Annotated in this window: 14 protein-coding genes; 11 read left to right on the forward strand and 3 right to left on the reverse strand. The window is 68.3% G+C overall.

The features are described from left to right. Positions 1-22 precede the first annotated feature (22 nt). The gene (locus tag AC5Y7D_RS21115; protein WP_499927381.1) at positions 23-1105 is read left to right on the forward strand and encodes a calcium:cation antiporter; all 1083 of its coding nucleotides are present in this window, start codon (positions 23-25) and stop codon (positions 1103-1105) included. Between the two features lie 22 nt (positions 1106-1127). Here AC5Y7D_RS21115 and AC5Y7D_RS21120 read toward each other — a convergent pair whose 3' ends face one another. Next, positions 1128-1583, reverse strand: a complete 456-nt coding sequence (locus tag AC5Y7D_RS21120) for a peroxiredoxin (protein WP_499927383.1) — start codon at positions 1581-1583, stop codon at positions 1128-1130. Positions 1584-1633: 50 nt separating this feature from the next. Between AC5Y7D_RS21120 and AC5Y7D_RS21125 the strand changes: the two genes are divergently transcribed. From AC5Y7D_RS21125 to AC5Y7D_RS21170, 10 genes are all read left to right on the forward strand, one after another. After that, on the forward strand, positions 1634-3175 hold the full coding sequence (locus AC5Y7D_RS21125; RefSeq protein WP_499927385.1) for an anthranilate synthase component I: 1542 nt from the start codon (positions 1634-1636) through the stop codon (positions 3173-3175). A gap of 22 nt (positions 3176-3197) precedes the next feature. Further along, positions 3198-3839 carry a TIGR02234 family membrane protein gene (locus tag AC5Y7D_RS21130; RefSeq protein WP_499927483.1) on the forward strand — a complete coding sequence of 214 codons (642 nt, stop codon included), beginning with the start codon at positions 3198-3200 and terminating at the stop codon, positions 3837-3839. Positions 3840-3957: 118 nt separating this feature from the next. Next, entirely contained in the window at positions 3958-4776 is an 819-nt protein-coding gene (trpC, locus tag AC5Y7D_RS21135; protein WP_499927387.1) for an indole-3-glycerol phosphate synthase TrpC, read from the forward strand. A 35-nt stretch (positions 4777-4811) separates the two neighbouring features. After that, on the forward strand, positions 4812-6065 hold the full coding sequence (gene trpB / locus AC5Y7D_RS21140; RefSeq protein ID WP_499927389.1) for a tryptophan synthase subunit beta: 1254 nt from the start codon (positions 4812-4814) through the stop codon (positions 6063-6065). Next, a complete protein-coding gene (trpA, locus tag AC5Y7D_RS21145; protein WP_499927390.1) occupies positions 6062-6874 on the forward strand; it encodes a tryptophan synthase subunit alpha in 813 nt (270 codons plus the stop codon). Before trpB ends, trpA begins: the two co-directional genes overlap by 4 nt. Positions 6875-6882: 8 nt before the next feature. Next, entirely contained in the window at positions 6883-9030 is a 2148-nt protein-coding gene (locus AC5Y7D_RS21150) for a prolipoprotein diacylglyceryl transferase (protein ID WP_499927485.1), read from the forward strand. A 45-nt stretch (positions 9031-9075) separates the two neighbouring features. Beyond that, positions 9076-9474, forward strand: a complete 399-nt coding sequence (locus AC5Y7D_RS21155; RefSeq protein WP_499927391.1) for an NINE protein — start codon at positions 9076-9078, stop codon at positions 9472-9474. Continuing rightward, positions 9464-9874, forward strand: a complete 411-nt coding sequence (locus tag AC5Y7D_RS21160) for a DUF2752 domain-containing protein (RefSeq protein WP_499927392.1) — start codon at positions 9464-9466, stop codon at positions 9872-9874. The genes AC5Y7D_RS21155 and AC5Y7D_RS21160 overlap by 11 nt, the downstream gene beginning before the upstream one ends. 163 nt (positions 9875-10037) lie before the next feature. After that, a complete protein-coding gene (pyk, locus tag AC5Y7D_RS21165; RefSeq protein WP_499927393.1) occupies positions 10038-11456 on the forward strand; it encodes a pyruvate kinase in 1419 nt (472 codons plus the stop codon). Positions 11457-11460: 4 nt separating this feature from the next. After that, positions 11461-12327 carry an acyl-CoA thioesterase II gene (locus tag AC5Y7D_RS21170; protein ID WP_499927395.1) on the forward strand — a complete coding sequence of 289 codons (867 nt, stop codon included), beginning with the start codon at positions 11461-11463 and terminating at the stop codon, positions 12325-12327. A 13-nt stretch (positions 12328-12340) separates the two neighbouring features. Here AC5Y7D_RS21170 and cydC read toward each other — a convergent pair whose 3' ends face one another. Beyond that, positions 12341-13984, reverse strand: coding sequence for a thiol reductant ABC exporter subunit CydC (gene cydC / locus AC5Y7D_RS21175; RefSeq protein WP_499927397.1), 1644 nt, complete (start codon positions 13982-13984; stop codon positions 12341-12343). Beyond that, positions 13971-15584 carry a thiol reductant ABC exporter subunit CydD gene (gene cydD, locus AC5Y7D_RS21180; protein ID WP_499927487.1) on the reverse strand — a complete coding sequence of 538 codons (1614 nt, stop codon included), beginning with the start codon at positions 15582-15584 and terminating at the stop codon, positions 13971-13973. Before cydD ends, cydC begins: the two co-directional genes overlap by 14 nt. Between the last annotated feature and the right edge of the window lie 9 nt (positions 15585-15593).

Consider the following 15593-nt stretch of genomic DNA (forward strand, 5'->3'; position numbering starts at 1 on the left):
CGAGCGAAACGAGGAGTGATCGTTGGTCAAGCGTCTGTCCTGGAACGTCGTCGCGCCGCCGATCGCTCTCCTGGCCCTGGCGGTTACCTGGGGCCAGCAGATCGGGCCGGTGGTGGCCGGCGTGGCGGCGGTGCTGCTCGGGAGTGCCGTTCTGGCCGCGGTCCATCACGCCGAGGTGGTCGCGCACCGGGTCGGCGAACCGTTCGGCTCATTGGTGCTGGCCGTCGCGGTGACCGTCATCGAGGTAGCGCTGATCGTGACGCTGATGACCTCCGGCGGCGACAAGGCGGCCACGTTGGCGCGCGACACGGTGTTCGCCGCGGTCATGATCACCACCAACGGCATCGTCGGGTTGTCGTTGCTGCTGGGATCCCGCCGCTACGGCGTGACGCAGTTCAACGCGCACGGCAGTGGCTCGGCACTGGCAACTGTCGCCACCCTGGCGACGTTGTGCCTGGTGTTGCCGACCTTCACCACCAGTCATCCGGGGCCGGAGTTCTCTCCGGGCCAGCTCACGTTCGCCGCGGTCGCCGCATTGGCTCTGTATCTGATGTTCGTCTTCACCCAGACCGTTCGGCATCGCGACTTCTTTCTCCCGGTGGCGCAGAAGGGCGCGGTCGAAGACGACAACCACGCGGACCCGCCGAGCACGAGGTCGGCGCTGGCGAGCCTCGGGCTGTTGCTGCTGGCGCTGGTGGCGGTGGTGGGTCTGGCCAAGGTGGAGTCGCCCATCCTGGAGCGCATGGTGGCTGCCGTCGGCTTTCCGCACTCGTTCGTCGGCGTGGTGATCGCTCTGGTGGTGCTGCTTCCGGAGACCCTGGCCGCCGGCCGCGCCGCGCGCCAGGGCCGCATACAGACCAGCCTCAATCTGGCTTACGGCTCCGCGATCGCCAGCATCGGGCTGACCATCCCGACGATCGCGCTGGCTTCGATCTGGATCAGTGGGCCGCTGATATTAGGGCTCGGAGCCACCCAGTTGGTGCTGCTGGCGCTTACCGCGGTGATCAGCGTGCTCACCGTGGTGCCCGGCCGGGCCACCCGGTTGGAAGGCGAGCTACATCTGGTGGTGCTGGCCGCCTGGTTGTTCCTGGCGATCAGCCCGTGACGGCGGGCCCGCCGCGCCGGGCTCAACGCCCGCGCAGCGTCTCCAGTGCCTTGTCGGCGTGGGTGTCCATGCTGATCTCGCTGGAAATCACGTTGAGCACCGTGCGATCGGTGTCGATGACGAACGTGGTGCGCTTGACCGGCATCAGCTTGCCCAGCAGGCCGCGTTTGACACCGAACTGCCGGGCCACGGTGCCCTCGGTGTCCGACAGCAGGGGGTAGTCGAATTTCTGGGCGCCGGCAAACTTGGCCTGCTTCTCCACCGGATCGGTGCTGATACCCACCCGGTTGGCGCCCACGGCGGCGAATTCCGAGGCGAGGTCGCGGAAGTGGCAGGCTTCTTTGGTGCAGCCCGGCGTCATCGCCGCCGGGTAGAAGAAGAGCACCACCGGCCCGCCGGCGAGCAGGTCGCTGAGTTTGCGCGGCGTGCCCGTCTGGTCGGGAAGCTCGAAGTCGGCCACGGTGTCACCAATTCTCATGGCCGTCACGCTACGCGGAGTGTCACCACACAATCTGATTGGATGGTCCGGTGCACGCCGACCTCGCAGCCACCACAACGCTGGAGGACTTCCGCGTGTTGGCGGCCGAGCACCGAGTGGTCCCGGTGACTCGCAAGGTTCTGGCCGACAGCGAGACTCCGCTGTCTGCGTACCGCAAGCTCGCCGCCGGCCGACCGGGCACTTTCCTGCTCGAGTCGGCCGAGAACGGCCGGTCGTGGTCGCGCTGGTCGTTAATCGGCGCGGGGGCGCCGACGGCGCTGACCGTGCGAGACGGGCAGGCGGTGTGGCTGGGCGCGGTGCCCAAGGATGCCCCCGCCGGCGGGGACCCGCTGGACGCGCTGCGCGCCACCTTGGAGGTGCTGGCAACCGCAGCCCTGCCGGGGCTCCCGCCGCTGTCCGGGGGCATGGTCGGCTACTTCGCCTACGACATGGTGCGGCGCCTCGAGCGCCTGCCCGAGCTGGCCGTCGACGACCTGCAGCTGCCGGACATGCTGTTGCTGCTGGCCACCGATTTGGCAGCGGTGGACCACCACGAGGGCACCATCACCCTGATCGCCAACGCGGTGAACTGGAACGGCACCGACGAGCGGGTCGACTGGGCCTACGACGACGCGGTCGCGCGGCTTGACGTGATGACCGCGGCGCTGGGCCAACCGCTGCCGTCGACGGTATCCACCTTCAGCAAGCCCGAACCGGTGCATCGCGCCCAGCGCACGGTCGAGGAGTACGGCGCGATCGTGGACTACCTGGTGGAACAGATCGCCGCCGGCGAAGCCTTTCAGGTCGTGCCGTCGCAGCGCTTCGAGATGGACACCGACGTCGATCCGATCGACGTGTACCGGATGCTGCGGGTGAGTAATCCCAGCCCGTACATGTACCTGTTACAGATTCCGAACAGTCAAGGCACGGTTGACTTTTCGATCGTCGGTTCCAGTCCTGAGGCGTTGGTCACGGTGCACGACGGACGGGCGACGACCCATCCGATCGCCGGAACACGGTGGCGTGGGGAGACCGAAGAAGAAGACGTGCTGCTGGAAAAGGAGCTGTTGGCCGACCAGAAGGAACTCGCCGAGCACCTGATGCTGGTGGACCTGGGCCGCAATGACCTGGGCCGGGTCTGTACCCCGGGAACCGTCCGCGTCGAGGACTACAGCCACATCGAACGCTACAGCCACGTGATGCACCTGGTCTCCACCGTGACGGGACTGCTGGCCGACGGCCGGAGCGCCCTCGATGCCGTGACGGCGTGCTTTCCGGCCGGCACCCTGTCCGGTGCACCGAAGGTCCGCGCGATGGAACTCATCGAGGAAGTCGAGAAGACGCGCCGGGGTCTGTACGGCGGTGTGGTGGGCTACCTCGACTTCGCCGGTAACGCGGACTTCGCGATCGCGATCCGGACCGCGCTCATGCGCAACGGCACCGCCTACGTCCAGGCGGGCGGCGGCGTGGTCGCCGACTCCAACGGCCCGTACGAATACAACGAGTCGAGGAACAAGGCGCGGGCGGTGCTCAACGCGATCGCCGCAGCCGAAACGCTGACCGTCCCGGTGCCCGGTGACGGCGGTGGCTGAAAATCCGCGTAGCGGCCGGCTCATCGTCGGTGGCGCCCAATTGCTGCTGGTGGTCGCCGCCGGTGCGCTCTGGGGAGCCTCGCGGCTGACCTGGGTCGTCGTCCGATCTTTCGACGGGCTGGGCCCGCCCAAGGAAATCGCCTTGTCCGGTGCATCCTGGTCGACCGCACTGCTGCCGTTGGCGATCGTGAACCTGGTCGCCGCGGTGGCGGCGTTGGCGGTGCGCGGCTGGCAGTTGCGGGCGCTGGCGGCACTGCTGGCGGCCGTGAGCTTCGCGATCGGCTACCTGGGCGTCAGTCTCTGGGCCGTACCGGATGTGGCGGCGCGCGGCGCCGATCTTGCGCACGTGCCGGTGGCGACGCTGGTAGGCAGCGCACGTCAGTACTCCGGTGCGGTGGCCACTGTGCTGGCCGGGGTGTGCACTCTGATCGCCGCGGCGTTGCTGATGCGCTCGGCGTCGGCGCTCGCCGGCACCCGGTCGGGCGGCACGAAATACCTGGCGCCCGGGGCCCGTCGCTCAGCGGCGCGCGAAATCGACGGGACACAGATCGAGGGTCGGTCGCAGGCGCAGGACGGGCAGCCGCAGCTCTCGGAGCGCATGATCTGGGACGCTCTCGACGAGGGCCGCGACCTTACCGATCGCCCGCGTGACTCGGACACCTAGGGGCGGTGACGGACCCCGTCGTGAGGGTCGCTACCCTTCTTTCACGCCGTCGAAATCGGTTGGCGAGCGTGGGGTGACCCAGAGTCACAGTGGGTTACAGGAGGAAGGAACCGCAGGTATGAGTCCGGCCAACGTGCTTGACTCCATTCTTGAGGGAGTCCGGGCCGATGTTGCCGCGCGCGAAGCCCGCGTGAGTCTTTCCGAAATCAAGGCCGCCGCGGCCGCCGCTCCGCCGCCGCTGGACGTGATGGCCGCGCTGCGCGAGCCCGGTATCGGCGTGATCGCCGAGGTCAAGCGCGCCAGTCCGTCGAAGGGCCCACTGGCGACCATCGCCGACCCGGCGAAGCTGGCCCGCGCCTACGAGGATGGCGGCGCCCGGATCATCAGTGTGCTGACCGAGGAACGCCGGTTCAACGGATCGCTCGACGATCTCGACGCGGTGCGCGCCGCGGTGTCGATTCCGGTGTTGCGCAAAGACTTTGTCGTGCAGCCCTACCAGATCCACGAGGCCCGCGCGCACGGTGCCGACATGTTGTTGCTCATCGTCGCCGCGCTGGACCAGTCGGCCCTGGTGTCGATGCTCGACCGCACCGAGTCCCTCGGCATGACCGCGCTCGTCGAGGTGCACACCGAAGAGGAAGCCGACCGTGCCCTGAAGGCCGGCGCCAATGTCATCGGGGTCAACGCGCGCGATCTCACCACCTTGGAGGTCGACCGGGACTGTTTCGCGCGGATCGCCCCCGGACTGCCCAGCAAGGTGATCAGAATCGCCGAATCCGGCGTGCGTCACACCGGCGACCTGTTGGCGTACGCGGGCGCGGGCGCGGACGCCGTACTGGTCGGTGAAGGTTTGGTGAAGAGCGGTGACCCACGGGCCGCGGTCGCCGATCTGGTCACCGCGGGAACTCATCCCTCATGTCCGAAACCGGCCCGCTAGCCCTTGATGTGCTGCGCACGCGCTGAGTCCTGGTAATGGCAGATCTCTCGAGTCCGGATGTTCCGCGCACCAGCGCCGCCATCGTCGAACGCACCCACTACGACCCGGACGCCGGCGGCCATTTCGGCGTGTACGGCGGCCGCTACGTTCCCGAGGCGCTGATGGCGGTCATCGAGGAAGTCACCGTCGCCTACGAAAAGGAACGCGTCGACCAGGATTTCCTGGACACCCTGGACAAGCTGCAGACGCACTACGCAGGTCGCCCGTCGCCGTTGTACGAAACCACCCGGCTGGGTGAGCATGCGGGGGCGGCCCGGATCTTTCTCAAGCGAGAAGACCTGAACCACACCGGTTCTCACAAGATCAACAATGTGCTGGGTCAGGCGCTGCTGGCCCGCCGGATGGGCAAGACCCGGGTCATCGCCGAGACGGGCGCCGGTCAACACGGCGTCGCCACGGCCACCGCATGTGCGCTGATGGGTTTGGAGTGCATCATCTACATGGGCGCGGTCGACACCGCGCGCCAGGCGCTCAACGTGGCCCGGATGCGGCTGCTCGGTGCGCAGGTCGTTTCGGTGGAGACCGGATCCAGAACCCTCAAAGACGCCATCAACGAGGCGTTCCGGGACTGGGTCACAAATGCCGACAACACCTACTACTGCTTCGGTACGGCCGCCGGTCCGCATCCCTTCCCGACCATGGTGCGCGATTTCCAGCGCATCATCGGCATGGAGGCGCGCGTGCAGATCCAGCACCAGGCGGGCAGGTTGCCCGACGCGGTCGTCGCATGCGTAGGTGGGGGATCCAACGCGATCGGTATCTTCCATGCCTTCCTGGACGATCCCGGCGTGCGGTTGGTGGGCTACGAAGCGGCCGGTGAAGGCGTCGAAACCGGCCGGCACGCGGCGACGTTCAGCGGCGGGTCGCCCGGCGCTTTCCAGGGTTCATTCTCCTACCTGTTGCAGAACCCGGACGGGCAGACCATCGAATCGCACTCCATCTCAGCGGGTTTGGACTACCCCGGGGTGGGCCCGGAACATGCCTGGCTCAAAGACGCGGGACGCGTTCAGTACGAGCCGATCACCGACACCCAGGCGATGGACGCGTTCAGCCTGCTGTCGCGCACGGAAGGCATCATCCCGGCAATCGAGTCCGCGCATGCGGTGGCCGGGGCGCTGCAGTTGGGTGCCGAATTGGGAAGGGGCGCGGTCATTGTGGTGAATCTGTCGGGCCGCGGCGATAAGGATGTGGAAACCGCCGCCAGGTGGTTCGGCCTGATGGACAAGTGATGACGGTGCAGCAGAGCGCGGCCGGCAGACTGGGGCCCGTGTTCCAGTCCTGCCGCAGGGACGATCGAGCGGCATTGATCGGCTACCTGCCGACCGGCTATCCGGATGTGCCGACATCGTTGCAGGCCATGACCGCACTGGTGGAATCCGGTTGCGACATCATCGAAGTCGGAGTGCCATACTCCGACCCGGGGATGGACGGCCCCACCATTCAGCGGGCCACCGAGCAGGCGTTGAGTGGGGGCGTCCGGGTGCGCGACACGCTGACCGCGGTCGAGGCGATCAGCGCCGCGGGTGGCCATGCTGTAGTGATGACTTACTGGAATCCCGTGCTGCGCTATGGAATCGACGCGTTCGCGCGTGACCTGGCAGCAGCGGGAGGCGAGGGGCTGATCACTCCCGACCTCATCCCCGACGAGGCGGCGCAGTGGATTACCGCCTCCGAGGAGCACGGTTTGGATCGCATTTTTCTGGTCGCGCCGTCGTCGACGCCCGAACGGTTGGTGACCACGGTCGAGGCGTCGCGCGGGTTCGTCTACGCGGCCTCGACGATGGGAGTCACCGGGGCGCGTGACGCGGTATCGACGGCCGCACCTGAACTGGTGCGGAGGGTGAAGGCGGTGGCCGACATACCCGTCGGGGTCGGCCTGGGCGTGCGGTCGGGAGAGCAGGCGGCACAGATCGGCAGCTACGCCGACGGGGTGATCGTCGGATCGGCGCTGGTGTCGGCGTTGGGGGAGGGGCTGCCCGCGCTGCGTGCCCTCACCGAGGAACTCGCCGCCGGCGTGCGCCAGAGGAAGTCCGCATGACGTCAGCGATGTCGCAGACCTACCTCGCCTACATCCCCAGCCCGCCGCGCGGTGTCTGGCACCTGGGGCCGCTGCCGATTCGCGCCTACGCGTTCTTCATCATCACCGGCATCGTCGTGGCTTTGCTCATCGGAGACCGGCGCTGGGCCGCCCGCGGCGGCGAACGGGGCATCGTCTACGACATCGCGCTGTGGATGGTGCCGTTCGGTTTGGTCGGCGGCCGCCTCTACCACCTGGCCACGGACTGGCAGACCTATTGGGGGCCCGGTGGTGCCGGACTCGGTGCGGCGCTGCGGATCTGGGACGGCGGCCTGGGCATCTGGGGCGCGGTGGCACTCGGCGTCGTGGGCGCGTGGATCGGCTGCCGGCGCCATGAAATTCCGTTGCCCGCGTTCATCGACGCGGTAGCTCCGGGCGTGGTGCTGGCCCAGGCGATCGGACGGCTCGGCAACTACTTCAATCAGGAGCTGTACGGGCGCGAAACCACGATGCCGTGGGGTCTGGAAATCTTCTACCGCCGCGACCCGGCGGGATATGTCGACGTCCATTCGCTCGACGGTGTCTCGACGGGACAGGTGGCGCTCGTCGTCCAGCCGACGTTCCTCTACGAATTGATCTGGAATGTACTGGTATTCGGCGTCCTGCTGTACCTGGACCGGCGTTTCACCCTGGGGCACGGGCGGCTGTTCGCCTCCTACGTCGCGCTCTATTGCGTCGGGCGATTCGGCGTAGAGCTGCTGCGCGACGACAACGCGACGCACCTCGCGGGCATCCGGATCAATACGTTCACATCGACGTTCGTCTTCATCGGCGCGGTGGTCTACATCATCCTGGCCCCGAAGGGTCGCGAGGATCCGGCTTTGTTGCGCGGCCGCGGGGCCGACGACGCTGAGGAGGCTTTGGAGCCCGAACCCGAGCCGGACAAGGAGCTGGCGGCTGTCGCGTCTGCTGCCGCGGCGGCCGGGGCTACGGCAGCCGGCGGTGCCGACGGCGCTGACGGGGGTGGCGAGCCGGAAACGGCGGTGGTCGCCGCCGAGCCCGACGAGGAGCCGGAAACGGAGGTTGCGCAGGCCGCGGTGGCCGAGGCCGGCGACGCGCAGCCCGAGGACTCCGAGCTGCCTGACGTCGTCGACGCCGAGGAGTCCGAGCCGGCCGAGGTGGATGTCGAGCCCGAGGGCACCGACGAGGCCGGCGACGCGCAGCCCGAGGACTCCGAGCTGCCTGACGTCGTCGACGCCGAGGAGTCCGAGCCGGCCGAGGCGGACGTCGAGTCCGAGGACACCGACGAGGCCGAGGCTGAGGCCGCCATGGACGAGCCGGTGATGATGGACCAGGCTGATGAAGCCGAGATGACAGAAGCCGCGGCCGAGACCCCGGACGTCGACGCGGTGGAAGTGGAAGAGGTGCCGGAGGATGCCGAACCCGCCGCCGAGGCCGAGGTTCTCGATGAGGTCGCAGTCGGGGCCGACGAGGGCGAGCCGGCCGAGGCGGATATTGCGCGCGAGGACACCGACGAGGCCGAGGCTGAGGCCGCCACGGACGAGCCGGTGACGGCGGACCAGGCTGATCAAGCCGAGGAGGTGCCGGAGGATGCCGAACCCGACCCCGACGCCGAGGTAGTCGAGGTGGCGGAATCGGAGGTCGTGGACCCGGAGGAAGGCCAAGGTTTTGCCGGAGACGGAGAACAGGCCGGCCAGGCCCCCGCGGCGACTACTGAGGGCGGTGGTCATCCGCTGCTTAGCGGTGGTGCCGGTGCGGTAGCGACCGAGGACGCCGAGGAAGCCGAAGCGGCTGCGGAAGAAGAAGAGGCCGTCGAAGCCGAGCCGGAAGTCTCTGGGGTCGAGGCCGCAGATACCGACGAAGCCGAAGACGCCGAGGAAGCCGGCGCTGCGGAGGTGGTCGAGTCACCGGATGAGCTCGAGTCACCGGATGAGCGCGAGTCACCGGATGAGCTCGAGTCTGCGGCACCTGAGGCGGCGCAGTCCGAGGCCGGCGACACCGTGTCCGAGGAAGTCGAGTCCGAAAGCACCGAGTCCGAGAGCGCCGAGTCCGACAGCGCCGGGGACGTCCCGCCTCCGATCTCCGCTGCGGACACCGACACCACCGGCACAGCGCGTCAGCGGTGGCGATTACGGCTCCGAAGACAGCGTTCGTAGTTGGGCCATCGGGCGGCGAAAGGCGGCATCTGGCATGCTGAAACCGTGACTGACCAGCCGTGGCCCGGCACGCCCGAGCCGGGACCTCCGCAACCGGAACCCGGGTATCCGCCGCCGCCTTTTCCGTCGCCGTATCCGTCGTATCCGCCGTATGGGGCCGGCTACGACCCCTCGGCGCCGTACGGCCGGCACCCGGTGACCGGGCAACCATATTCGGACAAGTCGAAGACCGTCGCGGGCCTGTTGCAGCTGCTCGGACTCTTCGGTTTCGTGGGCGTCGGACGCATCTACGCGGGGTACGTGGGGTTGGGTGTCGCGCAATTGATCGTCGGTTGGGTGACGTGCGGGCTCGGCGCCTGGATATGGGGCGTGATCGACGCGGTGCTCATCCTCACCGACAAAGTCACCGATCCGCAGGGTCGTCCATTGCGCGATGGAACCTGACCCACCCGCTCCGGCGGCACCGAAGTACATCGGCGCAGGATCCGCCGTCCTGCTCGCCGGCGCCTTGGCCTACATCGGGATCGCCGACCCGCACGAACCGAATTCGGTTTATCCGCAATGCCCTTTCAAATTTCTCACCGGCTGGAACTGTCCGGCCTGCGGTGGGCTGCGAATGACACACGATCTGCTGCATGGTCACCTGACGGCCGCCGTCTACGACAACGCCTTCGTGCTCATCCTGATCCCGCTGTTGGCGGGCTGGGTCCTGGTACGCCGGTCAAGCGGCCGCTCGTGGTTGCCGATACCGACGACGGTCACGTTGCTGGTTGCTGCGACGGTGTGGACCGTGGTGCGCAATCTGCCGGGTTTTCCGTTGGTGCCGACCGTCCTGAGCGGCTGATTGACGTAGGCCACCCCCTCCGTCGCCGGCCGCGAACGTGAAGCTGGCGGCACATTCGCCACGCCGAACGTGAAGCTGGCCGCACCCTCGAGGCTCACCACTGCGCGCGCCTCGCGCATTCCAGTCATCCTGATGCCATCCGGCGCGACTATGCTTTGTCGTCGTGACTAGACGCGGAAAGATCGTCTGCACCCTCGGCCCGGCCACCCCCACGGACGAGTTGGTCCGTGACCTGGTCGAAGCCGGAATGGATGTCGCCCGAATGAACTTCAGCCACGGCGACTATCCGGACCATGAAGCCGCCTACAACCGTGTTCGCCGCGCTTCCAACGCCACCGGCCGCGCCGTCGGCGTCTTGTGCGACCTGCAGGGCCCGAAGATCAGGCTCGGACGGTTCGCCAGCGGGCCCACGTACTGGGCCGACGGTGAAACCGTCCGCATCACGGTCGCCGACTGCGAGGGCAGCCACGATCGCGTCTCCACCACCTACAAGCGACTGGCCGAGGATGCGACTGCCGGCGACCGTGTGCTCGTCGACGACGGCAAGGTGGGTCTGGTTGTCGAGCGCGTCGAAGGTGACGACGTGGTCTGCAAGGTCACCGAGGGCGGTCCGGTCAGCAACAACAAAGGGATTTCGCTGCCCGGCATGAACGTCTCGGCGCCGGCGCTGTCCGAGAAGGACATCGACGACCTCACGTTTGCGCTCAAGCTTGGCGTCGACATGGTCGCGCTGTCCTTCGTGCGCTCGCCTTCCGACGTCGAACTGGTCCACGAGGTGATGGACCGGGTGGGGCGACGGGTGCCGGTGATCGCCAAGCTGGAGAAGCCGGAAGCCATCGACAATCTCGAGGCGATCGTGCTGGCGTTCGACGCGGTGATGGTGGCCCGCGGCGACCTGGGTGTCGAGCTGCCGCTGGAGGAAGTGCCGCTGGTGCAGAAGCGGGCCATCCAGATGGCCCGGGAGAACGCCAAGCCCGTCATCGTGGCCACCCAGATGCTCGATTCCATGATCGAGAATTCGCGTCCCACCCGCGCCGAGGCCTCCGACGTCGCCAACGCGGTCCTCGACGGGGCCGACGCCCTCATGCTGTCCGGGGAGACGTCGGTGGGCAAGTATCCGCTGCAGGCGGTCAAGACGATGTCGCGGATCGTGTGCGCGGTCGAGGGGAACTCGACGGCCGCGCCACCGTTGACCCATGTGCCCCGCACCAAACGCGGCGTGATCTCCTATGCCGCGCGCGACATCGGCGAACGGCTGGACGCCAAGGCATTGGTGGCGTTCACCCAATCCGGCGACACGGTGCGACGATTGGCCCGCCTGCACACGCCGCTGCCGTTGCTGGCGTTCACCGACCTGCCGGAGGTCCGTAGCCAGCTGGCCATGACGTGGGGCACCGAGACGTTCATCGTCCCGCACATGAAGTCCACCGACGGCATGATCCGCGAGGTGGATAAGTCGCTGCTCGAGCTCGGCCGCTACAAGCGAGGGGACCTGGTGGTCATCGTCGCCGGTGCGCCTCCCGGCACCGTGGGATCCACCAACCTGATTCACGTCCACCGCATTGGCGAGGACGACGTCTAACAGCGTGTCCGACTTCGACGAGCTGCTGGAGGTGCTGGACCTCAACGGTGGTGCCGACGACCGGTTCACCGGATCTCATCCCAGCAAGAACCCGATGCGCACCTTTGGCGGTCTGCTGGTCGCGCAGTCATTCATCGCGAGTACTCGGACACTGACCCGTAAGCATCTGCCACCGAGCGCGTTGTCGATGCATTTCATCAACGGCGGCAACACCGCCAAGGACATCGAGTTCCACGTCCTGCGACTGCGCGACGAGCGGCGGTTCGCCAATCGGCGCGTCGATGCGGTGCAGGACGGCACCCTGCTCGCCTCGGCGATGATCTCCTACATGGCCGGCGGGCGCGGTCTCGAGCACGGCATCGAACCCCCGCCGGTCGCCGAGCCGGAAACAGTGCCGCCGATCGGCGAATTGCTGCGCGGCTACGAGAAAACCGTCCCGCTGTTCGTCAACGCACTGCAACCCGTCGACTGGCGCTACACCAACGACCCGTCCTGGGTGATGCGCGACAAAGGCGAAAATCTTGCCTACAACCGGGTTTGGCTCAAGGCAGCGGGTGCGCTGCCCGATGATCCGGTGCTGCACACCGCGACGATGCTGTACTCCTCGGACACCACGGTGCTGGATTCGGTGGTCACCACGCACGGACTGTCGTGGGGACACGACCGCATCTTTGCGGCGTCGGCCAATCACACGGTGTGGTTTCACCGCCAGGTCAATTTCGACGACTGGGTGCTGTACTCGACCTCGTCGCCGGTCGCCGCCGACTCCCGCGGCCTGGGTACCGGACACTTCTTCGATCGTTCCGGGCAGGTCGTCGCCACGGTCGTGCAAGAGGGCGTGCTGAAATACTTTCCCCCGCCGAACCGTTAGCCGCCGCGGGGTTTCACGCCGCGCCGCCAACCTGGGTAACGGCGAAGTCGACGCCGCCGGGCAAGTGATGGGTTGCCACCACCACGGTTCTGGTCGCCGGCAGCAAAGCCGTGTCACCGGCCAACAGCGCACGCAGGATCCGGTCGGCAGCTGCGGCATCGAGGTGTTCGGTCGGTTCGTCGAGCAGCAGGATCGATGCGGGGGAGAGCACCGCTCGGGCCAGCAACAGCCGTCTGCGCTGGCCGGCGGAGAGCGCCTGGGCGCCGGCGGTCAGAACGGTCGACAGGCCCTCCGGCAGGCCGGACAGCCAGCCGCCCAACCCCACCGCATGCAGGGCCGCCGTTAGTTCCACGTCGTCGCAGTCACCGCGGGCCACCAAGAGATTGTCCCGGACCGTGGTGCCGAAAATATGGGCGTCTTCTGCGAAAAAGCTTATGGTGCGCCGTAATTCGTCTTCGCGAACGGTTTGCAGATCTATTCCGTCCAGCGTCACCTCACCCCGTACCGGCGCCAACAGCCCGGCCAACGTCATCAGCAGGGTCGTCTTGCCGGACCCGCTGGGGCCCGTCACGGCGAGCCGGGCCCCCGGCGGCAGGTCGATAGTGGCGTGCTGGATGCGTGCCCCAGCGTGGCCGAAATCCACTCGTGCGGATAACCGGCCCAGTGGCCGCGCCGGTGAAACGCGTCCCGCGCTGCTGCCGACGGCCGGTGGCGCCAGGTCCAGGAGGCGGCGCGCTGCAATTCGCGACCTGGTCAGCTGGACCGCGGCGGCCGGCAGCACGCCGGCGGCCTCAAAGGCCGACAGGGGCAACAACATCAGCACGGCCAGGGTCGTCGGTGCCGCGGCGGGCGCCATCCCGAGGGCTGCCACCACCGCGCCGATCACACTGATTCCGGTCGCGAGGGTGGGCAGCGCCTCGGCGAACGCGGCCGGTCTGGCGGCGGCGTCCAACGCAGCGCCCCAGTCTCGTTGCCGTTGCTGGGACTCGGCGATGACCTTCGGTAAGGCGCCCGCCACCCGAAGTTCGGGCGCATGTTCCAGTGCCAGCATCGCGGCGTTGTCGCGCTGGGAATGATGCTGGCGGGCAATGGTTTCCTGGGTGGCGGCGGCTCGTCCCGCCAGCCAGGGCGCGATCCCGCCGGCGACCATGAGGCACACCGCCAGCACCGCCGCGGCCGGCCAGGAGATGGCTGCGACCACCAGGACGGCTGCCAACGACAGCACCGTCGCGACACCGACCGGCACCAGCGCACGCACCAGCACGTCGGCCAGCGTGTCCACATCGGCGCCGACCCGGGCGACCAACTCGCCGCTGCGCAGCCGCACCGCGCCGGCGACCGGGCCGGTGGCCAGCCGATGGTAGATCTGCGCGCGTGCCGTGCCGGCGGCCCGCAGTGCGGCGTCGTGGGTGACCAACCGCTCGCAGTAGCGCAGCACGCCCCGCGAAATCGCGAAGGTGCGCACGGCGACGACCGCGACGGACAGGTCCAGCACCGGCGGCATCTGCGACGCCCGGGTGATCAGCCATGCCGAGACTCCGGCCAGCGCGAGCGCGCTGCCCAGCGCCAGCACACCCAGCGTGATGGCCGCAAGGAGGCGGGGCAGGCGGGGCCGCAGCAGGTCCGCGCTTTGTCGCAGGGGATCAGACCGGCGCATAACGCGCCTCGTTTCCGGCGACCACGCCGACGACGCGGTCGCCGATCGCGATAACCCGCTCGCGGTGCCCGACGACCAGCACCGTTGCCCCGGCACGGGCCCGCGCGACGATGGCGGCCAGCACCCGATCCTCCGTGACGGCGTCCAGGTGCGCGGTGGGCTCGTCGAGCAACAACACCGGCGCCGGCGACCCCAGTACCCGCGCCAGGCCAAGCCGTTGTCGCTGCCCCAGCGACAGCCCGACGCCGCCGCGGCCCAGGACGGTATCCAGTCCCCCAGCCAACTCGGCCAATACTGAATCGAATCCCGCTGCGGCGCAGGCACTCTCAAGATCGTCGAGGCCGCCGAACAGCTCCAGGTTCTCCCGGACGGTGCCCGGCACCAGCACCGGACGTTGAGCCAGCCAGGCCACCTGGGGCCACCACCGGTCGGGTGCCAGGGCCCTGATGTCGACTCCGGCCACGGTGATCCCGCCCGACGACGGCGCGGTGAGGGCGGCGATCACCTGCAGCGTGGTGGTCTTGCCTGCGCCGTTGCTTCCGGTGAGCACGGTCACCTGACCCGGTTCGATGACCGCGGTGAGGTCCCGCGGCGAGTAGCCGTCCCGGCCGGCAACGCTGAGGCTCTCGATGCGGATCTGCGCTCCGCGCGCGGTGACCGTCAGCTGTCCGGGCGCTTCGGGCGCCGGTTCGCCGATGAGGGCGAAGGCTTTGTCGGCCGCGGCCCGGCCGTCCTGGGCGGCATGGAATTCCACCCCGATACGGCGCAACGGCCAGTACACGTCGGGCGCCAGGAGAAGCACGGTCAGGCCGGCGGTCAGGCTCATCTCGCCGAAGACCAGGCGCAGGCCGATGGCGACAGCCACCAGGGCCACGCCCAGGGTGGCCAGGAGTTCCAGCACCAGTGCCGACAGGAACGCGATCCGCAGGGTCGCCATCGTCGAACGGCGGTGTGCGGCGCTGAGTTCGGTGATGCGACGCTCGGGGCCCGACGCGCGCCCCAGCGCGCGCAAGGTGGGGATGCCGGCGATCAAATCAAGCAGGCGGGATTGTAGCGTGGTCATGGCTTCCAGCGAGGCCGCCGATCGCTGCGCCGTGGCCAGTCCGATCAGCACCATGAAGATCGGTATGAGCGGCAACGTGACTACCACGATGACTGTCGACTTCACGTCGTACCAGGCGATGACCGCCACGGTGGCCGGAGTCAGGATCGCGGCCAGCAGCAAAGTGGGCAGATAGGCGGTGAAGTACGGGCGCAAGCCGTCCAGGCCCCGGGTTACCACCACCGCGGCGGCGTCACGCTGAGTTGCCAGCTCACCGGGTTGACGGCCCGTCACCGCGGTCAGCACCTGGCCGCTGAGATCGGCGATCACCGCGCTGGCCCCGCGTTGCCCCAACCTTGCCTGCAGCCAGTGCGCGACCCCGCGGAAAGCCCATAGCCCCAGCAGGATCGACAGCGGTCCGAGCCAGTCGTGCACATGGCGCGCAGCGGGATCCGTTGCCACCCGAGCGACGACGGGCCCCAGGACGACGGCCGAGCCGATCGCGCAACCGCTGATCACCACTCCACAGGCCACTTCGGCGACCAGATAGCGCCGCAGCGCGCCCGA

This window comes from Mycobacterium sp. NGS49 (assembly GCF_059812565.1).